Origin of the sequence: Microbacterium sp. HSID17254, from assembly GCF_003989315.1 — a bacterium.
In the GTDB taxonomy this organism is placed as follows: Bacteria; Actinomycetota; Actinomycetes; order Actinomycetales; family Microbacteriaceae; genus Microbacterium.
In genome coordinates this window covers 62,352-84,188 of record NZ_RBLT01000010.1, presented here as the reverse complement: position 1 = coordinate 84,188, position 21,837 = coordinate 62,352, and the positions used below count along the sequence as shown (strand labels likewise).

Annotated in this window: 13 protein-coding genes; 8 read left to right on the top strand and 5 right to left on the bottom strand. The window is 66.9% G+C overall.

Annotation, left to right across the window (positions count from 1 at the left end; genetic code table 11):
* The first annotated feature begins 30 nt into the window (after positions 1–30).
* From D8M34_RS08155 to D8M34_RS08140, 4 genes are all read left to right on the top strand, one after another.
* Entirely contained in the window at positions 31–1,050 is a 1,020-nt protein-coding gene (locus D8M34_RS08155) for an ABC transporter ATP-binding protein (RefSeq protein ID WP_126893704.1), read from the top strand.
* A gap of 151 nt (positions 1,051–1,201) precedes the next feature.
* A complete protein-coding gene (locus D8M34_RS08150; protein ID WP_164498165.1) occupies positions 1,202–2,911 on the top strand; it encodes an ABC transporter permease in 1,710 nt (569 codons plus the stop codon).
* Entirely contained in the window at positions 2,908–3,930 is a 1,023-nt protein-coding gene (locus tag D8M34_RS08145) for a LacI family DNA-binding transcriptional regulator (protein WP_126893703.1), read from the top strand. The genes D8M34_RS08150 and D8M34_RS08145 overlap by 4 nt, the downstream gene beginning before the upstream one ends.
* A 42-nt stretch (positions 3,931–3,972) precedes the next feature.
* Positions 3,973–4,851 carry a metallophosphoesterase gene (locus D8M34_RS08140; RefSeq protein ID WP_126893702.1) on the top strand — a complete coding sequence of 293 codons (879 nt, stop codon included), beginning with the start codon at positions 3,973–3,975 and terminating at the stop codon, positions 4,849–4,851.
* Positions 4,852–4,855: 4 nt separating this feature from the next.
* On the opposite strand, the gene D8M34_RS08135 is transcribed toward D8M34_RS08140, so the two are convergent.
* Entirely contained in the window at positions 4,856–5,365 is a 510-nt protein-coding gene (locus D8M34_RS08135; RefSeq protein ID WP_126893701.1) for a hypothetical protein, read from the bottom strand.
* Between the two features lie 139 nt (positions 5,366–5,504).
* Between D8M34_RS08135 and D8M34_RS08130 the strand changes: the two genes are divergently transcribed.
* A complete protein-coding gene (locus D8M34_RS08130; protein WP_126893700.1) occupies positions 5,505–7,028 on the top strand; it encodes a SulP family inorganic anion transporter in 1,524 nt (507 codons plus the stop codon).
* A gap of 514 nt (positions 7,029–7,542) precedes the next feature.
* On the opposite strand, the gene D8M34_RS08125 is transcribed toward D8M34_RS08130, so the two are convergent.
* The gene (locus D8M34_RS08125) at positions 7,543–8,610 is read right to left on the bottom strand and encodes a DNA cytosine methyltransferase (protein ID WP_174235375.1); all 1,068 of its coding nucleotides are present in this window, start codon (positions 8,608–8,610) and stop codon (positions 7,543–7,545) included.
* Positions 8,611–8,685: 75 nt separating this feature from the next.
* Here D8M34_RS08125 and D8M34_RS19525 point away from each other — a divergent pair, with 75 nt between their 5' ends.
* Positions 8,686–9,222, top strand: a complete 537-nt coding sequence (locus tag D8M34_RS19525) for a very short patch repair endonuclease (protein ID WP_126893698.1) — start codon at positions 8,686–8,688, stop codon at positions 9,220–9,222.
* Here D8M34_RS19525 and drmB read toward each other — a convergent pair.
* Both drmB and D8M34_RS08110 read right to left on the bottom strand, forming a co-directional pair.
* Positions 9,130–10,911, bottom strand: coding sequence for a DUF1998 domain-containing protein (drmB, locus tag D8M34_RS08115; protein WP_126893697.1), 1,782 nt, complete (start codon positions 10,909–10,911; stop codon positions 9,130–9,132). The two genes, D8M34_RS19525 and drmB, sit on opposite strands and share 93 nt — an antisense overlap.
* A complete protein-coding gene (locus tag D8M34_RS08110; RefSeq protein ID WP_161973047.1) occupies positions 10,904–13,735 on the bottom strand; it encodes a helicase-related protein in 2,832 nt (943 codons plus the stop codon). Before D8M34_RS08110 ends, drmB begins: the two co-directional genes overlap by 8 nt.
* Between D8M34_RS08110 and D8M34_RS18970 the strand changes: the two genes are divergently transcribed.
* Positions 13,721–14,119, top strand: coding sequence for a hypothetical protein (locus D8M34_RS18970; RefSeq protein ID WP_161973046.1), 399 nt, complete (start codon positions 13,721–13,723; stop codon positions 14,117–14,119). The two genes, D8M34_RS08110 and D8M34_RS18970, sit on opposite strands and share 15 nt — an antisense overlap.
* Here D8M34_RS18970 and D8M34_RS08105 read toward each other — a convergent pair.
* Complete coding sequence (locus tag D8M34_RS08105; protein WP_126893695.1) at positions 14,098–18,732, bottom strand: DEAD/DEAH box helicase; 4,635 nt, start codon at positions 18,730–18,732, stop codon at positions 14,098–14,100. The two genes, D8M34_RS18970 and D8M34_RS08105, sit on opposite strands and share 22 nt — an antisense overlap.
* 254 nt (positions 18,733–18,986) lie before the next feature.
* Here D8M34_RS08105 and D8M34_RS08100 point away from each other — a divergent pair, with 254 nt between their 5' ends.
* Positions 18,987–21,836: a helicase-related protein gene (locus tag D8M34_RS08100; protein ID WP_238695621.1), complete on the top strand. Its 2,850-nt coding sequence runs from the start codon at positions 18,987–18,989 to the stop codon at positions 21,834–21,836.
* The last annotated feature ends 1 nt before the right edge of the window (position 21,837 follow it).

Genomic DNA, 21,837 nt, shown 5'->3' with positions numbered 1-21,837 from the left:
GCAGTCCCGCACCGGCAGAGAGAGAAGACGATGATCCGTTTCGACGACGTCGAGGTCGTGTTCGGCGACCACCGTGCGGTCTCGCACCTCGATCTGGAGATCCAGGAGGGTGAGTTCTTCACCCTCCTGGGTCCGTCCGGATGCGGCAAGACCACCGCCCTGCGCACGCTCGCGGGGTTCATCGAGCCGACCGGCGGCCGCATCCACATCGCGGGTCGCGACGTGACCCGCGTGCCGAGCGAGAAGCGCGGCGTGGGCATGGTGTTCCAGAACTACGCGCTGTTCCCGAGCATGAACGTGCGGGAGAACATCGCGTTCGGCCTCTCGGTGCAGAAGGTGTCGAAGGCCGAGCAGCGGCGGCGCGTGGACGAGGTCGCCGACCGCACCGGGCTCGCCGCGTCGCAGCTCGAGAAGAACGTGGCGGAGCTGTCCGGCGGCCAGCAGCAGCGCGTCGCCATCGCCCGGGCGCTCGCGCTCACCCCCAGCATCCTGCTCCTGGACGAGCCGCTGTCGAACCTCGACGCCAAGCTTCGCGTGCAGCTGCGCGAACAGCTCAAGGAGCTGCAGCACGAGGTCGGCGTGACCACCGTGTACGTCACCCACGATCAGGAGGAGGCGCTCACCCTCAGCGACCGCATCGCGGTGCTCGACGCCGGGACGCTGCAGCAGGTGGGCACGCCGGAGGAGATCTACGACCGCAGCGCGACACCCTTCGTCTGCCGGTTCATCGGCGAGAACAACCGGCTCAGCCCCGCGCAGCTCATCGCGATCGGTGCCGGCCTCGACGCCACGGCCGAGAGCTACGTGCGGCCGGAGAAGCTGCACCTCGCGTCGCCGTCCGCGGCCGCCGCCGGAGGCACGGCGTCGCTCGACGGCACCGTCGCGGAGCGCACGTACCACGGCAGCCACAGCGTCTACACGGTGTCGGCGGCCGACGGGACGCTCCGGGTGAGCGTGCCGGCAGCGGCGAGCGCGCACCGGTGGGACGTCGGCGACGCCGTGCGCATCGACGTCGACCCGCGGTGGATCCTGCAGTACCCGGCGGCGTGACATGAGCGCTCCGCAGAACGACTCCCGCCCGGTGCCGCCGCCGTCCGCGGCCATGACCGACGCCCCCGGCGCCCTGACGACCGAGGCCGCCGAGGCGGGCACCGCGACGAAGCCCCGCCTCCGCCGCGGACGGCCCGGCAGCGTGCGCGCGATGCTCCGCTCGCCGCTCGCCTGGGTGACCGGCATCGTCGTGATCTGGTTCGCCGCCGCCTTCCTCGTGCTGCCGAACGCCGAGCTGCTCGCCGCGACCTTCTTCCCGGACGGCCAGTTCAGCATCCGCGCCGTCGAGAAGCTGCTCGGCAGCGAGCGCGCGCTGAAGACGCTCGGCAACAGCTTCCTCCTCGCGATCACGCTATCCGTCACGGTCAACGTCGTCGGGGTGTTCATCGTGCTGGTGACGCAGTACTTCCAGGTGCGCGGCGCCAAGCTCCTGTGGCTCGGCTACGCCACGACCCTGATCTACGGCGGCATCGTGCTCGCCGCCGGCTACAACTTCATCTACGGCAAGTTCGGCTTCATCACGAACCTGATGGTGAACATCTGGCCGGACATGAACCGGGACTGGTTTTCCGGCTACTTCGCGGTCGTGTTCGTGATGACGTTCGCGACGACGACGAACCACATGCTGTTCCTGTCCTCGTCGCTCGGCAAGGTGGACTACGCGTCGATCGAGGCGGCGAAGCTCATGGGCGCCTCGACCTGGACGATCCTGCGTCGCATCGTGCTGCCGGTCATGAAGCCGATGCTCTTCGCCGTCACCGTGCTGACCTTCCTCATCGGCCTCGGGGCCCTCACCGCGCCCCTCGTGCTCGGCGGCCCGGACTTCCAGACCGTCGCCCCCCTCATCATCGACCTGTCGCGCAGCCCGATCACGCGTGACATCGCGGCGCTGCTGGCGATCGTGCTCGGTGTCGCGACGATCATCCTGCTCGCGATCATGAACCGCGCCGAGAAGTCCGGCGTGTACTTCTCGGTGGCGAAGGTGGCGACGCCGATCCAGAAGCAGCGGATTCGCAACCCGTTCGCGAACGCCGTCGTGCACGTGGTCGCCTACCTGCTCTGGGTGATCTACCTCATCCCGGTCGTGCTCATCGTGATCTTCTCGTTCGTGGACGCGCGGAGCATCCTCGCCGGATCCATCACGCTCGACAGCTTCACACTCGACAACTACATCACCGTGTTCTCCAGCGCGGCGGCCCTCCGACCGTTCATCGTGAGCGTCGTCTACAGCGCCCTCGCCGCGGTCATCGTGGTGGGCGGGCTGCTGTTCGTCGCGCGGATGATGCAGAAGCACCGCAACCTGCTCACCACGGCCATCGAGTATGTGCTGCACATCCCGTGGATCCTGCCGATCGTGCTGATCGCGCTGGCCTTCGTGATGGCGTTCGACGCGCCGCAGCCGCTCGTGGGCAACATCGTGCTCACGGGGACGCCGGTCCTGCTGCTCGTCGCGTACATCTGCGTGAAGATCCCGTTCACGCTGCGGCTGCTCAAGGCCGGGTTCGCGTCCGTGCCGGACTCCCTGGAAGACGCCTCGCGCATCCTCGGCGCCCGCTCGCTGACCACGTTCCGGCGCGTGCTGATCCCGCTCGTGCTGCCGACCGCGGCCGCGATCACGGCGCTGAACTTCAACAGCCTGCTCGACGACTACGACGCCGCGATCTTCCTCTACCACCCGCTGTACAAGCCGCTCGGCGTCGCGATCCAGGAGAGCACGCGCGGGGAGAACAACCTCGACGCGATGCCCATCACGTTCGTCTACACCGTGCTGCTCATGATCATCATGGGTGTCACCATGTATCTCGTGTATGGACGAGGTTCGCGCGCCGGAGCGCCCCGCCGACGGAAGCAGCGCGCATGAGCGGGGCGGATGCCGGGACACCCGCCCTGCGGGTCACGATCAGCGACGTCGCCGCGGCGGCCGGGGTGTCACGCGCGACGGCGACCAGGGCCTTGAAGGGCGAGGGCCGGTTCGCGCCGGAGACACAGGAGCGCATCCTGGAAGCGGCCGAGCGGCTGGGGTACGTGCGCAACACGATGGCCGCCGAGCTCGCCGCCGGACGCACCGGCACCGTCGGTCTCATGCTGCGCGATGCGAGCAACCCCGCGTACGGTCTCCTCTTCTCCCGGTTGCAGGAGGAGGCGCATCAGCGCGGCCTCGACCTCGTGACCGTCACGATCGGCGCCGACGAACAGGGCGCCAAGCAGGTGAATGCGCTGCACCGACTGCTCGGCATGCGCGTCGCCGGGCTCATCGTCGCCACCGGCGGCATCTCCGCGGCGCAGCTCGAGCCGTTCGCCGACCAGGTGCCGATCCTGCGCGCCGGGCGCGTGGAGTCGGCGGGCCGCATCCACACCGCCCACTACGACGACGAGGGCCACGGACGTCTGCTCGCGGAGCACATCGTCGCGCTCGGTCACCGGGCCGTGGTCGTGCTCGCCGGAAGCCCCGAGGCCTCGTACCCCGAGCACCTGCGCGCGCTCGCGATGCAGGAAGTGCTGACCGCGGCGGGCGTCGCCGTGACGATGATCTCGGCCGGCGCGCGTCCCGACGACGGCGTCGACGAAGCCTTGGCAGCCGTGCACGCTGGGGCGACCGCGGTGATGTGCGCCTCGGACTACCGGCAGCTCGCCGTCATGCGCGCCGCCCGCGCGGCCGGGCTCCGCGTGCCGGAGGACGTGAGCGTGACCGGGTGCGACGGCATCCTGCCCGGCGCCGATCTGCTCGGGCTCACCACGCTGCGGATCCCCGTGGAGGCGGTGGCCGCGGCCGCCGTCGAGACCATGCAGCAGCTGCTCACCGCGGACGAGCCGGAGACGCTCGTACGCCGCTCGTTCACGGGAGCCCTCGTCCCGGGCTCCACGGCCGCCGCCGTCTGACATCTGCCCCGACCTGCCTCCGTCCGCCGACCAGGAAGAGACATGATCCTCACCGAACACCCTCGCCCGTCGCACACCTTCGTGCACATCTCCGACACGCACCTGCCCGGTGAGCGGTCGCCGCTGTACGGCAGCGGGGCCGACGCCGACGCGAACCTGGCGGAGATGCTCGACCGGCTCGTCGCCTCGGGGCTCCGTCCCGACGCGCTGCTGTTCACGGGGGATCTGACGGACCGGGGCGATGCCGCTGCCTATAAGAGACTGCGCGAGCTCGTGACGCCCGCCGCTGAGGCGCTCGGCTGCGAGGTCGTGTGGGCGGCCGGCAACCATGACGACCGCCGTGCCATGCGATCGGAGCTCGGACTCGCGGGGGCGGGTGATGAGCCGATCGTCGAGGTGCGGTGGTTCGGAAGGATGCGCGTCATCGTCGTCGATTCGACGGTGCCCGGCGCGCATTGGGGGGAGGTGCCGTCGTCGCAGCTGGACCGGCTGGAGGGAGAGCTGTCGACGGCGGCACCGCAGGGCACGCTGCTGCTCATCCACCATCCGCCCCTGCCCACGGTGCTCGACCTCGCCGTGACGGTCGAGCTGCGGGATCAGGACGCGCTGGCCGCGGTGCTCCGGGGGTCGGACGTGCGGGGCATCCTGTCGGGGCACGTGCACCATCCGTCGTTCGGCACCTTCGCCGGGATCCCTGTCGCCGTGGCCTCGTCGAGCGCGTACGGACAGGACCTCGCGCAGCCCGTCGGCGCCACCCGCGGACAGGACGCCGCACAGGGCTACAACCTCGTGCACGTGTACGCCGACACCATCGTGCACTCCGCCGTCTCGCTCGAGCGCGGGGCGGACGTCGGGGAGCCGGTCGCCGCCGACGAGGCCGGACGACGGATCGCCGGCGTCGGGATCGACTGGCGGGACTAAGCCGTCACGAGGTCGTCATCGGCGTCACCTCGACGTCGATCGAGCCGAACGGGAACGGGCTGAACACGGTCCAGGAGTCGCCGGTGAACTGCTCGAGCGGGATCAGCGCGAACCAGACGTGCGAGACGACGATCGCGACCACCACGAACAGTCCGACTCCGCGCAGGGTCCACTCCAGGGTGCGAAGCGCCGTGCGCTCGTCGGCCGCCTTCATCACCCGACCGAGCGCGAGCAGCACGACGACGGCGATGGCGATGTAGACGAGGGGGCTCGGCGCGAGGGTGAGCTGGATGCACTGCGGAGCCTCGTCGACCGGCTGGCCTGCGGAATCGATGAACCCGCCGTTCGCGTCGACGCCGCCGGGGCAGATGCCCTTGCTGGCGGTCATGAACACGGGGTAGAGGAACGCGGTGATCAGCGACCAGAGGAGGACGCGGCGGATCGCGGCGATGACCACGACGCCGGGGAGCGCGGCGGATGCCGTGTCCGGGGCGGTGGAGGGGGCGAGCGACATGCGGGGCTCCTTCGGGGCGGTCGTGTTCATCCTGGCGGATGTGTGGGGCGGGTGGAAGGGGCGCGGGGTAGGCGACTTGCGCATCAGTCCTAGGCTGGAACGTCTGCCTCCTCTCTGAGACGCCTTCCACTGGAGCGCCATGTCTGCAACGACGGTCGACGACCGCGCCCGCTATCGAGCCCACCCTTCGGTGCTCGATGCGCTGAAGAACCCACGACTGCTGACGCGAGAGGTGCTGGCCGGGCTCGTCGTCGGACTCGCGCTCATCCCGGAGGCGATCGCGTTCTCGGTGATCGCGGGGGTGGACCCGAAGGTGGGGCTGTTCTCGTCGTTCATCATGGCGGTGTCGATCGCGTTCCTCGGCGGGCGACCGGCGATGGTGACCGCGGCGACCGGTGCCGTGGCGCTCGTGATCGCTCCCGTCGAGCCGACCTACGGGCTCGACTACTTCATCGCGACGGTCATCCTCGCCGGAATCTTCCAGGTGGTCCTCGGGGTGTTGGGCGTCGCGCAGCTCATGCGGTTCATCCCCCGCAGCGTGATGCTGGGGTTCGTGAACGCGCTGGCGATCTTCGTGTTCAGCTCGCAGTTCCCGCAGCTGATCGATGTGCCGTGGTTGGTGTATCCGCTGGTGGCGCTCGGAATCGTCGTGATGCTCGTGATGCCGAAGCTCACCAAAATCGTGCCCGCGCCGCTCGTGTCGGTGGTCATCGTGACGGGCGTGGTGCTCGCGTTCGGCATCGCCGTGCCGACTGTCGGCGATCAGGGTGAGCTGCCGCGGAGCCTGCCCTCGCTGTTCCTCCCGAACGTTCCGCTGACGTGGGAGACGTTCACGATCATCGCGCCGTTCGCGCTCGGGGCCGCGCTCGTCGGGCTCATGGAGTCACTGCTCACCGCGAAGCTCGTCGACGAGATCACCGATACCCACTCGAACAAGACGCGTGAGTCGTGGGGGCAGGGTGTCGCGAACGTCCTGTCTGGAATGTTCGGCGGCATGGGCGGGTGCGCGGTGATCGGTCAGACGATGATCAACGTGAAGGCCTCGGGCGCGCGAACCCGCATCTCGACGTTCTGCGCCGGGATCTTCCTGTTCCTCCTGGTCGTGGTGTTCGGAGACTTCGTCGGGACGATCCCGATGGCGGCGCTCGTCGCCGTGATGATCATGGTCGCGATCGGGGCGTTCGACTGGCACAGCGTGCGGCCGTCGACGCTGAAGCGGATGCCGAAGAGCGAGACGTTCGTCATGATCGCGACGGTGGTGCTGGTGCTGATCACGCACAACCTGGCGGTGGGGGTCGTCGGTGGGGTGCTCGTTGCGTCGGTGCTGTTCGTGCGGCGGGTGGCGCACTTCGTTTCGGTTCGTCGAGTTCCGGGGCCGGCGGGCGATGTGGTGACGTATGTCGTGGAGGGGGAGCTGTTCTTCGCGTCGAGCAATGACCTGACGACGTTGTTCTCGTATACCGAGGACCCGGCTCGGGTCGTGGTGGATCTGTCCGGGTCGCATGTGTGGGATGCGTCGACCGTTGCCGCGTTGGATGCGATCGAGACGAAGTACGCGAGCCTGGGGAAGACGGTGGAGATCGTCGGGATGAATGACTCGAGCGGGACGATGCACGGGCGGCTGACGGGCGGGTTCGAGTCCCGTTCGACGCCGGTGCGCTGACTCGACATAGGGACCGTCGCGCAAACCTGCCGCGCGAACCAGGTCGATGTAGTCGGACCATGGCAGCGAAGCCGATGCTCCTCGCCACTTCACCGGCTCCTGGTGGGCAGAGAGATCTGCCGCACGTTCGCCCTACGAGGCGCAACGCTGTGAAGTGGGACGCGATGCGGCTCGGGGTCCCCGTATTGTTCGACGACATCTGGAAAGACGAGCCTTGGAAGTGGAGCCGCAGGGCACCGGCAGGCCGCCGAGGAACGCAACGTAGCCGACGCCGCGCTACAACGGGCGACTTGCCGCGACCTCACGATCGCGGTCTACGGCTCAGCTTCGCGAGCGCGTGCAGTCACGAGTCTGCTGACGCCATTCCCTCCATCCGACCGCTTTACGCCCACCTGCGCCGGCAGGATGACTCGATCGCCAGGATTGTGGTGAGCGCGGCCGGACATCCATCTAGTTACGTTGATGCTGGGTCAACTTGATGCGTGCGGCGACTCGCGGATGGCTTGCGCCGTCCTCAGATCAGCGCATCAGCGAGCAGATTGCCGATCGCCCTGCCCAACGGAATCGGCACGGCGTTGCCGATCTGTCGGGCGATGGCGGTACGAGAACCCGCGAACCGGTAGTCGACAGGGAACCCTTGCAGCACTGCTGCTTCATAGTGCGTGATGGCACGGTCGGCGAAGGGATGCAGATAACGACCCTTCTCCGGTTTGAAGAACTCGGTCCTGATCGTCACCGACGGCTTGTCGAGATGAAGCCGACCCATCACGTCGCCGGAGCCGGACTTATGCTTCCGCCAGCACGGGGCGAGAAGCTCATCCGGGAGGTCGAAGCGATTGCCGCCCGGTGGGATCTCCGCGAATCGTCGAAGTGAGATGTCGGCGTAGTCACGCCCGACGTGGAGCTCTCGCGATGACCACCAACCGCGGTGATCACGGCCGTCGATCTTGACGCGACGATCATCGAGATGGAGGCCAACCCCGTGCGAGATGCCCGAAAAGGCCTCGCCCACGCTGATGTGCTCGTCACGATGATGGCTGGGCTTCGGCAGTCCGGTCTCCGGCATGTCACGATGGCGCCCGATCAGGATCGCGCGCCTGCGCGCCTGAGGCGTGCCGAAGTCCGCTGCATTCAACACATCCCATTCGAACGAGTAGTCACGAAGGATGCCGTTGCTCTCCGTTGATTCCGTGAGTGCTCGGAACTGCGGGGACTTGGCGAACACCGCGACGTTCTCGAGCACGAAGTACTTCGGCTGCGCGCGGATGATCGTCTCTGCGTACTCCCTCCAGAGAGTGTTCCGCTCGTCTTCGACGTTCTGCTTCCCCAGCGTCGAGAAGCCCTGACACGGCGGCCCGCCGACGACGATGTCGACCGACGGCACCACTTCATCCTGCAGCCAATCCTCGATCCCCCCCTGGAAGGTGATGCCCTCCCCATGGTTGAGCGCGAAGGTCGCGGCCGCGTCTCGGTCCTTCTCGACAGCACGCACGACATCGAATCTCGACGATGCCTCGTGCATCCCCTGCGTGAGGCCACCTGCGCCGGCGAATAGGTCGAGGACGGTGATGGCGTTCCCCAACGGTGCCTCCCGGGCGTTCGAGACCCGCAGTGCAGAACGGGTCGATCTGATCCTACGACGTTGCAGTATTGACGGATGGAGACGTCGCCGGCATCCGCGGGATCCGATTCGTGGGCGAGCAGTCCGGGAGCGAGAGCGAGCATGCGCGCTAACCGTGGACGCGATACGGGACCGGAGATGCTCGTACGACGCCTCGTCCATCGGTCCGGTCTCCGATATCGCGTCAGCGCTCGTCCTGAGCGAGACCTGCGCCGCACCGCCGACCTTCTGTTCCGACGGGCTCGGGTCGCTGTGTTCCTTGACGGCTGCTTCTGGCACGGGTGTCCTGATCACCATCAGTCTCCGAAATCGAACGCGACGTTCTGGTCTGACAAGGTCACGGCGAATCGAGCTCGCGATGCCGACACCACCCGTGTCCTCAGCGAACGAGGTTGGTCGGTCGTGCGCATCTGGGAGCATGAGATCCGGACGGACGCACATGACGTGGCCGCCCGGATCGTCAGGGAAGTGCGACGGAGGTCACCCGACCCGTTGCCCGAGAAGGGTGTCGAGAACGGGACCGAAGAACCCGGTCACGTTTCCGCCCCCGACGACGAAAGTCCTGTCGAGTAGGAGGTTCGACGACTCGCACGACGTTTCGGGGGCAAGACTGCACGCGTGGCATGCAGCCAGGTTGAGGCCGTCGATGCTCTGCGGTTCGGATTCGGAGCACACCGGATCGTTCGGGCACCACGCGGCCTGCTGGAGCGCCGCCACGATGCCCTCGACGAGGAGGTCCGGTTCACCCTGCCTCACAAGTCCCCCAAGAGTGCCCTCGACGTCCGACGTGGTCGTGTAGATGAAGATGCCGTAGTCACCCTCCGACTCGCAGTAGATGCGCTCCTTGAGCGAGGCGGCTGTGTACCCGCTGGTGAACGCGAGTTCGCGCATCAGCAGATGCGCGAAGGAGTGGAGCAGCACGTACTCGGCGGAAGCCAGATGAAGCCGCCGACCCAGCACAGAGTGGTTCTGATGATCGAGAAGCGTGGCCGCCAACTGCTGCACTGCCGGCTGATCCGCCCATCTCTTGACGGCCGGGGGATCGAATCGGATGAAGATGCCCTCGCCGTATCCCTCGGCGGCCGGCAACCACGTCTTCTCGAAGGACTGCGTGGGCACCGCCGCGACCGCCGTAGCGTCCGGCGAGTAGCGGCGGAAGCCACGCACGGCGCGCACGTCGCGGAGGCGGTCGATCAGCACCACGTCCTTCACTCGCGCGACGACGCCGTCGACCGCATCGATGCCCTTCGGGTGCAACTTGATCGCACGCGTGACGAAGTCCTCGGTCGGAGTCTTCCCCGTCACAGCGCCCACGAATGCCTCGAACTCGTCAGCCTGGAGCGTGCTCATGATCTCCCGGCGCTCGCCGGGCGAGTCATCGACCTCCAGCAGCGCCTCGATCTCAGCGGCCGGCACGCCGAGGTCTGCGACCATCTGCGTGATCATGACGTCGCGTACCGGTGACGGAGCTCCCCGAAGCCCTTCGAACATCGCGTGCCCGCGGATGGCGTCCTCGTTCTCCGACGCCCGACTCGGCACCGGTGGGATGTCGATGGCGCTGACGGTCTCACTGAAATGCAGGCTCGTGGCCCCACGTTGCTGGGCGTCGAGCGGCTTCCCACAACCGGTCCACTCGTACTCCCACGGCTGCGTGCCGGTGCACTTGAATCCGTCCTTGGCCAGAGCATCGCGGCGCAGCTCTCCGAGTGAGCGGCGTGATCCGCATGCGTCGCACGACACCTGCAGGCTGCTGAGACCGTCACCCGCGCCCTCGAGCGTCTTGAACCGCAGCTTCTCCGCCGACTTGCATTCTCCTTCGGATCCGCGGTGCACCCAGTCGGCCCACGGGACGTCGCTCAGGTGACTGTTCTCCGTGCACACGAGGACGAATCGCATCGGCACCAGACGTCCGTCGCAGGACACCTGAGTGCAGTGCGGCACTCCGCCCGTCTCGAGACTCGCGCTCCACTTGATCAGTCGTCGACAGACCTGACAGAACAACCAGCCGGGGAACCTGACCAGTTCCAGACCTGGCACGGAGCCCTTCTCCGGCTCGTGCGTCGTAGGAGCCGCCCACAGCTCCTGCACGTGCAGCGCATCGGCCAGACGGTCGGACTCCACGCGCTCGCGCACCTTCGGCGAGGGCCAACGATCACCCGTCGGCACCATGAAGGACTGACCGAGGATGTCGACGATCGCTCCCGGCCCGTAGGGGGCGACAGTCTCCGATGCTCGGATCGTCTTCACCGTCGACTCAGCCATTCCGCTCTCCCTTCGCCCGCACCTTCACGACTCTGTCCACGTTCCTCATCGAGTTCATCACCGGCCAACCGACGCCGGGCTCCGTGAACTGCCGAAGCAAGCGCTCGTCCTGGTTCTTGGACTGATAGACGAGGGACTTGCCGGCCGATTCAGTTCGCTCCCTGGCCTCGACCCATTGGAGCACCGCGTCATCGATCTCCTTGCCGACCTCCACGGCTTCGCGTGGATCCGCGCACAGGACATGTTGCTTCAGCAGGGAGACCGCCTTCTTGACGCCGGCCGAGTCCGGGTCGAAGTGGGCGGCATCCGCGTTGCCGTTGCGTCCGACTCCGTGCCTCACGAGTATCACCAGCGCGGCATGCAGTGCACGACGTCGAGCCTGAAGCGACCAGGGTGTGACGCTCGAGGGCTCCACGAACCGATAGTAGGAATTGTGGTAGGCCTGGAATGATTCGAACACCGAACGATCACGCGGTTTCCCGGCTCTGAACATCGTCACGACGAGCCCCGGTGTCGATCCTCGCCCGACGCGCGAGGTCGCCTGGATGTATTCGGCGGTGGTCTTCGTGTGACCGTTGACGAGCATGACGCCCAGGCGCTGCACATCGATGCCGACCGACATGATGTTGGTCGTCGCGAGGGCGTCGATCACTTCGGGATCCTCGGGACCACGCTCGAGCCGATCCAGAAGGCGCACGAGTTCCGCGGAAGGCACATTGCCGTTCAATTCCTCGACACCGTCCGGTCCGATCACGCGGGTCGGACGGTCGCCGCCCGAGCGACGGAACAGGTTGCTCTGCACGTCGTCGCGAAGGATGGTCACGGTCCTGCCGAGCTCTCGCAGGCTGTTGTGATACACCGCGAGGGTCCAGTAGCGATCCTTCGCCATGCCCTCTAGGCCGGTCGACACCGGCGCGTCGAGCAGCTCCGTCGCGATCTGACCGATGGCCCACGACGGCGTGTGCGCCTGCGGCATTATTCCGAGGTACAGGCGACCGGCCGCCTCGGGATCAGGCTCGGAGAAGTGGTTGTCCTCCGCACGAAGACCTGCGGGCGGGAACGCCTCGACCCTCTTCGCCATCAGACCCCTGACCTGCTCTCTCGACGCGCGCGTCGTCGCGGTCGACGCCACAACCTTCGGGGCTGTGCCGTTCCACTGCAGAAGCGCTCCGATCGCTGCTTCGTAAACGCCCACGATCGTCCCGAGAGGCCCGGAGAGGAGGTGCAGCTCATCCTGGATCACGAGTGACGGCGGATCACAGACCGTGTCGATGCCGAACATACGAGCGCCGTCCGAGATCCACGCGAGGCGCGCGAGCTTGTCGACGGTCGCGACGAGCATGGTGGGAGGATTCGCGTAGATGCCCTCGTCGACCACCTGCACCGGAAGCGTGGAAGAGAAAGGACAGTCATCGGCGGGGCAGAAGAACTCGAACCCGTATGCGTCCGCCTTGACCCCGTAGGCGCGATCCTTCCCACTCTTGTGCTTGGGCATGATCGGCGTCGCGCACCAGGGACACTGCAGCAACTGAAACGGGTTGTCCGGCTTGCTCTGCTGGCGCACTTCCCGCAGCTGCTTCTCGGCCTGCTTGAACGTGCCCGGGGTCGTCGTATTACCGAGCCAGAGGCCGATCGAGAAGTCGGGCATACCGTCGAGCCGCTCATCGTCGAGACGCATCAGTTCGAGCGCGCAGATCAGCGTGGCTGCTCGCTGGAATTGCTGCGCGGTGAGAAGACGCATCGTGTAGCGCGTGAGCACGGCCATGCCTCCGCCCTTGACTCCGCGCGCCAACCGACGTCTGATCATCTCGATCGCGGCGAGGCCGAGGTAGGCTTCGGTCTTTCCCCCGCCCGTCGGGAACCAGATGAGATCGACCAGTTCCCGATCGTCATGGGAATCGTGGACGGTGGAAGCGAGTGAACTGAGGATGAACCCGATCTGGAACGGGCGCCAGGTCGGCTCATCCGCCCCCTTATCCTCGAAGAGCCGGCGGCCGTATCTCGTCTCCTTGTCCACGACCTTGCGCTGACGCAGCATCTGCCACCGCATGGCCGTGTTCGCCATCCGGAACGCCTGCAGCACCTGCGCGTCGTCGCTAAGCAGCCTGAGGCCCTCTTCCATCCGAGCGAGCGCGCGCTTCTGCCGTTCGACGATGTCATCGGCAATCTTTCTGTCCTCCGACGCGACCGCGGAGGCATCGGCAGCCTGTCCCTCGATCCACGCCGCATAGTCGCGCGCAACGGAGGAGAGACCGTCGACGAGGTCGGCAGCCGACACCGACTCATCGGCCAACCACCGCATGCGCACGGCATCACCTGAGCCGCGCTTCGCCCGGATCGCGCTGACTTCGGTCTCGGGGATCGTGGTCGTGCGCACGGTCACGGGTGCCGTCTCCGGTGACCATTCCACGGCGACGCCGTGTCCGATGGCGAAGGACGGCTTGTCCCGATAACGGAATGCGAGTTCCTTGTCGTCGTCGGACACCAGCACGCCTGTCTGCGGATAGGGCAGGAGACCCGTCTCATCCGTGCAGGCCAATTCGACCTGGAACAGGCAGAGTTCGGCATCCCGCTTAGCCTCGCCCGCGCCGACCTCGGCGGAGTTCGAGAGCGCGACTGTCGTCAACCACCGTCCGTCGAATCGGCGCGACCTCCACGACAGCGTGGCGCGGCCCTCGAAGACGGGGGTGCTCGAACTCGCGCCGACCTCGATGAACTCCGAGCTCTCCAACGGACGGCGTACCCAGTCCTCCTCGTCGTTCCTCTCGTACACCCCTGCGGCGAGGTCGACTCGGAGCGTCGACCCACCGTGCAGGAACGACACTCCCATCGATGCAGGAGCCCAGCCGAACGCGCCGGTGAGGTTGACGCCGAGGTCCTCGGCCTCCGCGTCTTCCGTCTCGCCCGCCGCCAGCTCGGTCTCCCATTCGAGCCCTTCATCGTCCGAGACGGGACCGACCGTGTCTTCGACATCCTCGAGCTCCACGGCAGCGGCCGCCCCCTGCTCGACCGGGTAGAGCGTGCCGACCAGATAGGCGTACACCGGGCTGCGATGCAGCACCTCGGTCTCACCGCCGTGCGGACCGAGCCAGCGCCGGCGGACCTCGGCGACGACGGCGTTCCTCCCCTCGCGCGCGTCCGTGATCGGCGTCGGTTGCGCCGTGACCTCGGTGGTCTCGATGTCGGTCATGCTTTGCTCCAGAGATAGTCGAACTCGTTGTATGCGAGGTCCTCACCGAACTGCTCGAAAGTGTCCTCGACATTGACGATCAGGCACCGCTCGGTACCGCCGTTGGCCGGTCCACGGAGACCGCGGCCGACCATCTGCAGGTACCGGTTCGGGCTGAACGTCGGGCGCGCGATGTAGAGGGCTCGCACCATCGGGGCGTCGAAACCCTGGGTGAGCAGATCGCAGTTGACCAGCACCTGCGTCTCACCCGACTTGAACTGCTCCACCACGCGACGACGGTGCTGCCGGCGCATGCTCCCGTCGACGGAGTCCGCGTTCACCTTCTCCAGCCGAAGCAAAGCCGCGATCGTGTGCGCCGACGCGACGGATGCGGCGAACACGAGGATCGGCCACGTCGGATCCTGCTCCTTGATGTGCCGGACGACCGTGAGCGTGCGCTGCATGTCCTGACCGATCGCGGCGAGCATGCCGGGCGTGACCTCTTTCATCTTCCGGAACTCGGCGTCCTGCTGGCCGACCCCGACGTCGACACCGTCCAGCACGTGATAGTCCACCTGGGAGAGGACGTTCCATGACCGGAGTTGCGCGATCGGGTCTTCGGGGTCGAGTGACTCCAGCCGGTTCTCACCGAAACGCTGGGCGAAAAGGCGGTTGATCTCATCGTTGCGCCCGCGGAAGGGAGTCGCGGTGAGGCCGAGCAGAGGGCGGTCGGTCCTGTGTGCGGTCAGTCCGAGATGCCGCAGGATGTCGGTGTAGGTCTTCGACAACGCCGTGTGAGCCTCGTCGATCACCACGATCCCCGGCGTCGTGAGCCACTCGTACTGCGGTTCTCCCAGGCGGCGGCCGAGAGTCGCGTCGATCGCGACGACCACATGGAGCTCCTCATCGGATTCATCCAGTTCGTAACCGCTCCAGAACCGGCTCACGTCGAGCGCCCGTTCGTCACCGAAGGCCCGCCAGACCTCCGAGAACGAGTGGATCGCCTGCTCGCAGAGCTCCTCGCTCTGAGCGATCCACAGCACGGGCGACTCGATCTCGCCGGCCTTCATCAGCTTGACGAGCGCCTCCACTGTCACGCGAGTCTTGCCTGCACCGGTGGGCAGGTAGAGGAGACCGCGTCGACCGGCCGGGTCCTCGGCTGCGACCAGTGCTCCGATCTTGTCCGCCACCTCGCGTTGGTAGTCATGCAGCGGATTCAATGTGAGCTTGCCCTGGATGTGGCTGACGGCAGACGGCTTCTTTTCCCGGCTGCCGGCATAGGAGGTGTCGAACCCGAGATTCTTCACGGCGGCCAGCGCTTGCGCGGAGCCGTCCCACTTCTCGGGGACGGGAACGCCGCGCTGACGGAGGACATCACGCAGTTCTCGGACGGAGTCGTACCCGTGCACGCGCACGAACAGCTCGGCGATCCCTCGGTCATCGAGCGTCCCGGTGTTTGACTCGACCGCGGCGAGAAGACCGTCGGGCAGATTGGCCCGCAACGCATCCGCACCCGCGAGAAGCAGAAGACGCTTCTCGTCGTTGCGTGCCGCGCGCGCCGACGCGATCAATTCGCTCTGACGAAGGCTCTCGTCGTGCCGCAGCACCGTCCGCACGTCATCCGCGGTGAGACCGAGCTCGAGTTCGGCGGACAGGACGGCGAGCGCATCATCGATCTCGAGCGAGGCATCGACCGTCACGGCACGGTCCTGATGCGTCGCCTTGAGCCTTTTCTTCCTGGTCCCCCGTGCACTCTGGAGCACGCGATGGATAGATGCGGCGCGCGCGACCGTCGCCCGCCCGAGGGGCACGAGCACGTGGCTCTGAAGGCTCGGATGGATGTCGAGGAGCGGGATGGCCTCGGTCGCGCCCACGATCTCGACCGACTGGTGCAGCGCGTCCTCAGCGGAGATCAGGCCCCACCGCTCGGCGAGACGCGGATCGCCCGAGGCGGTCGGGACGTACGCGACTCCGGCCTCCTCGAGGTCAGCGACTCCGACACCGTCAACGACGATGGCCACCTCGCTGCGCGGGGTGAGAACGACCGAGCCGTTGATCACCGCCGGCACGTGCTCGGGAACCGCGACCTCGGATCGGCGCGCACATTCCTGGATCAGCTCAGCGAACTCCGCAGCATGGTGGAGCGTGTAATCGCCGCGCGCGAGGAAGTCCTCAAGCATGCTCACCGGCACCGACGCGAGGTCCTTGGGCAGCGGCAACCCGGCGACCGCGTCATGGGAGGCCACCGGAAGGAAGGCCGAGAATCTACGCAGCGACCCCGATACCGCGGCGTCCGGTCGCCGTGCACCCAAAGAGGTCTGGATGAGTCCGCGACTGCGCACGGCCCACCATTCCATCGTGGAGACCATGATCTCGGCCCTGCGGCCACGGAGCGGCACGTCCAGCACGAACTGGGTGTTGCCCATCCGCGCGAGGATCGCGTGAGTCCACGCCACACGGTCCTGCTCCGAGAGGTCATCCACCAGCAGATCCAAAGGTCCGACGCCGCGCATGTCGGGGACGGTGATGGTAGGGGCCGACAGGCCATTCGCCGCGAGGTAGCGGCGGACGACGTCTTCGATCGTCGCGACGTAGTCGCCGCGCAGGCGGTCCCTCTCGAGCTCGCGATCGCGCTCCGGGGCGGTGAATGCTCCCGCCGCTGTTCGAAGCGCGATGTTGGGGACGATCGATGCGTCGATCTGACGCATCGCGATGTCCCGTGCGATCGACCCGTCGGCGACGAGATCCGACGCAGCACGCCAGGTGCCGGCCTCCGTGCGAATGAGGACGCGCACCCCTCGCTCACGTATCCCCTCCACGGCACGGGCGGCGACCTGTGGCGTGGCGGTGTTCAAGGTCGCCCAGAGGTGCGCCCATTCGGCTTCGCTCCATCGATCTGTCGCTGAAGCAGCCAGGGCTGAAGCAGCCTCGTCGACCGTGACCCCGCGGAACCGGAGCTGCCGGAGCAGATCGTGAGAAGCGTCCGCGACGTCCGACCGGACGAGTTCCACGCCGTCGGGTACGACGGCGCCCGGGACTGGGAGCAGAACTGTGTCGGACTGATCGGCCCGTACCCATCCACCGCTCTCTACGGGGATGACGCGGGCTGAGAGCGCCTGGTCATGAGTGGGGCGGGCGTTCGCCGCGAGCTCCACGAGGATCCGAAGAGCGCCATCGACTCCTTCAGCGCTCTGGTCGCCGACGAGTTCGGTCAGCCACGCCGCGACGCCCGACTCCTGCGGGCTGCGCTCTTCTTCGTCTCCGCCGAGCAGTGACCGAAGGCGATTGCGGCGGGCAGACGTCGAGAAGCACCGCGCGTGCGGCATGGTCTCGCGGGGAGCACGCTCCTGCCAGATCTCGGCTGCGGTCACCGTCAGGGGACTCCTGACGATGTCAGGTACACCGGTGAAGTATGGCGGCACCTTGAGCGCGCCCGTCACGTCGGGGATCAACGCGCGACTTCTCGCGCGTCTCGGGATCTCGGCCGACAGGAAGCTGTCCGCCGGGCTCCGGCTCTCCCGGCCGCGAGCGGGGAACAGATCGAGATGCGCTCCCAGATCATCCGCCGTCGAGGCGCGCGACACGACGTCGAGGAACAGCTCGGCGCCGACCTCGAGCATGGCGGCGTTCAGCTTCGATGCGACGATCAACGACGTGCGGTCGTCATTCACCTGCCAAGGAGCGTTGAAGATGCCGCTCGCGGTGGTCTGGTCGCGCAACGGAAACCACGCCCAGAGCTGCCCGGGGCTCGCACGTCCCTCGGGCCTGACGGCGTAGGAGATGGTCATCGACTGGCGCAGGGCCGTGGCCGACAGCGTCGAGGCGACGTCGATCGTCGGCGTGTACTCGCGCTCGGCGTAGAGCCAGCGGCTGCGCACGCCCTCGGGATCGACGATGACGACCTGTCCGTCGTTCTGATCGCCCTCGCGGCGGAAGTCCCGCGAGACAGCGGCGGTACCCGGGCGGTCCTGCATCGTGATGCGCAGACGGTCGAGGGCCTTGAAGAAGAGCAGGGACTCGGGCGAGAACGCCTTGAGCTCCTTCCGGAGCCGATCGCCCTCGCGCGTGAGCGGCAGTTTGACGATGGTGGTCGCCCAGCCCATCATCTCCGCGAGGTTCTGATCCTCACGCCTCGCTTCATCTACGTCGACCACACTCGGCACGCGCAGAAGTGGGTAGCGACCGCCGTCAGATGGGATTCCCGCGAAAAGCTCAGACGTCTCGGGGGCATTGAAGGCGAAACTCACCGATCGGCTGTAGATCTGCGGGTGATCACTCACACCGAGCACGGACTTGAATCCGAGCCCGAACCGTCCGATCTCGTCCCCACGCTTGGAGCTCAGGAACGCGTAGGTCACGGCAGTCAATCCGTCGGCGTCGAACCCCGCGCCCTCGTTGGCGCAGTACAGCGCTCCGTCGGCGAGGCGGAACTCCACCATCCCCGGCGATCCGCCTGCGGCGAGCGCGTCCACCGCGTTCTGCAACAGCTCGGGTATCTGTCTCGTGCCGTATCCGCCGGACTTGAAGCTGTCCTCCTGTCGGACATGCTCGACCAGCAGATCGTGGTCTTCCTCGTAGACGCGCAGCGCCCTGGACTGTCTCTCCGAGATGTGATCCTGCAACGCGGGATCCATCAGCTCCGGCCAGCTCATGTCGAACCTCTCCTCCTGTCAGCGGATCAATTCCGCGCCGAGGCGAGTGCTCAGCCGAGTGACGTTACGGAGGACCTCAGACATTCCGCTTCGAACGCCACCCCCTGGCGATCATTATGGAGGAGGTTTCATCCGTTCGCATGAAGTCGAGCAGTCGAACATCCGACGAATCGACAAACTCCTCGAGCGACCTCGGATCGCTACGATGGCGGAGAGCGGATCGACCGCCGGCCGGTCAGGGGAGGGACGAAGTCGTGCAGACATCGCAGTCGGATGCCGCTCAGAGCGCTCTCAACGTGGCCCCCGGCTCGATCGTCACCGTCCGCGACGCGGACTGGCTCGTGACCAAGGTCGATCCGACGCAGGACGGCCTGCTGGTCGAGGTGACCGGCATCTCCGAGCTCGTACGTGACACTCGCGCCGCGTTCTACGAGGGCCTCGACGACATCGTGCCGCTCGATCCGCGAGCGGCACGGCTGCGGTCCGACTCGTCTCCCGGGCATCGAAGCACCCGCCTCTGGCTCGAATCCACGCTGCGTCGCACTCCGCTGCCGCTCGGCGACGGGAGCCTCTCGGTGTCGACGCGGATGCTCACCGACACCCTCGGCTATCAGCGCAGTGCCGTGCGCAAGGCTCTGAGTTCGGAACAGCTTCGCCCTCGCGTCCTCCTCGCCGACACGGTGGGCCTCGGCAAGACGATCGAGATCGGAATGATCCTCTCCGAGCTCGTGCGTCGCGGACGCGGAGAGCGCATCCTCATCGTCACCCCGAAGCACGTGCTCGAGCAGATGCAGTTCGAGATGTGGACCCGTTTCGCACTGCCGTTCGTCCGCCTCGACTCCGTCGGCATCCAGCGGGTGCGCCAGAAGCTGCCGGCCACCCGCAACCCGTTCAGCCTCTACAAGCGCGTGATCATCTCGGTCGACACCCTCAAGCAGGAGCGCTACCTCAATCATCTGCGCCGACAACAGTGGGATGCCGTCGTCATCGACGAGTCGCACAACCTCACCGGCGCCACCAAGAACAATGCCCTCGCCCGCGTGCTCGCCCCGAACACCGAAGCCCTGATCCTCGCATCGGCGACGCCGCACAACGGCCGTAAGGAATCGTTCGCCGAGCTCATCCGCCTTCTCGAGCCGACCGCCGTCTCGCCGGACGGTGATGTGGATCCTCGGGCACTCGATCGCCTCGTGATCCGCCGGCACCGCTATTCCGACGAGGTCAAACGTGAGGTCGGTGACCAGTGGGCGGAGCGCAAGGAGCTGCAGCATCTGGTCGTCGCCGCGTCGCCTGCGGAGGACGCCGTCGCCGACGAGCTCGCCGAGGTCTGGCTCTATCCGCAGGTGAGTAGCCCATACTCAGGGGACAACAAGGGACTCTTCCCCTGGACGCTGGCGAAGGCGTACCTGTCGAGCCCACCGGCTCTGCTCGAGTCCGTGCGCAACCGCATCCGCACCCTCGGCGACTCGCGCACTCTCGAGCAAGATCGAGAGATCGAGGCGCTCAGGCGACTGGAAACTCTGGCGAAGGACAGCACCGAGGGCGAGTCGGCGAAGCTGATGAGACTCGTCACGTACCTGAAGCAGATCGGCATCGCGCGTAGTTCGGCCGAACGAGTGGTCATCTTCTCGGAGCGAGTCGCGACCCTCCACTGGTTGCAACACCGCCTCCGCGACGAGCTCAAGCTCAAGGAGGAGCAGGTCGAGATCCTGCACGGTGGCCTGTCCGATGTCGAACAGCAGGCCGTGGTCGAGTCGTTCAAGCAGTCGTCGTCACCGATCCGTGTGCTGATCACCGGCGACATCGCGTCGGAGGGTGTGAACCTGCACTCGCAGTGCCATGAACTGGTCCACTTCGACATCCCCTGGAGCCTCATCCGCATCGAACAGCGCAACGGCCGCATCGATCGGTACGGTCAGCAGCACCCACCGCAGATCACCACCCTGCTGCTGAGCCCGTCGAATCAGCGTTTCTCCGGCGATATGCGGGTGCTGCAGCGCCTCGTCGAGCGCGAGAACGAGGCCCACGGCGCGCTCGGTGATGCAGCCGTCCTCATGGGGGCGTACAGTGTCGCCGCCGAAGAGAAGGCGATCGAGCAGGCGCTGATGAAGGGCAACTCGCTCGATGACGTCGTTCCGGGGATCGCTGATGTCTCGGTCGAGTCCGACGACCCGTGGCGGGCATTCCTGCAGGGATACACCGAGTCGATCCCTGCCGTGGTGTCCGCCACCGTCGACGACGGCGGCACCACCGGGCTCTTCGAATCGGATGCCGACTACCTGCAGTCCGCCCTGCACGAGGTGTTCGAGACACCCGCGGAGAACCTCGGCGCGGGCGGCGTGGACTGGAAGGTCCACTCCGGGTACGGCATGGTCGAACTGAGCCCGACCGACGACCTCAAGCAACGACTGACTGTCCTGCCGCAGAGCTACCTGCAGGAGCGCAAGGTGCTCGGCGACATGAAGCTCGCGACCACGGAGACCCGGGCCAAGGCCTCGCTGAAGGACGCGCGTGACGACACCGCGGAGCGCCAGAGCCTGTGGCCGGACACGCATTACCTCGGGCCGTTGCATCCCGTGCTCGACTGGGCGGGTGATCGCGTGCTCGCGAAGCTCGGTAGGAACGAGGTCTACGTCGTGCGCGGTGACGTACCGATGCCGACCGTGCTGCTGCTCGGCACTCTCAGCAACGCCCGAGGTCAGGTGATCGCGACCAGCTTCGTGACCGTCGCGGGCGGCATGATCCACCCCTACGCGAGTGCCGGAGAGGCCCTCGCAGACCTCGGCATCACTTCGGCCCAGACCAATCCGGGCGCGATCGACGACGTCGAGGCGCTGCAGTATCTCATCCCGCGGGCGGTGGACCGAGCTGTGGCGCATCTCGAGGTGACCACCGAGGCCGCGGCGGCAGACGCACGCCGGCGGGTCGACGAATGGTCCCAGCGCGTGGACTCGTGGATCGAGACGTCGGGTGACCTCGTCCAGCGAGCGGACCTCAAGGGTCGGCGCTCCGCGGTGAAGGACGAGGAACTCACAGCGCGTTCGATGCTCCCGTCGCGGCATCTCGCCCGACCCCTGCTCGTCGTCGTTCCTGAGGAGGCCTGAG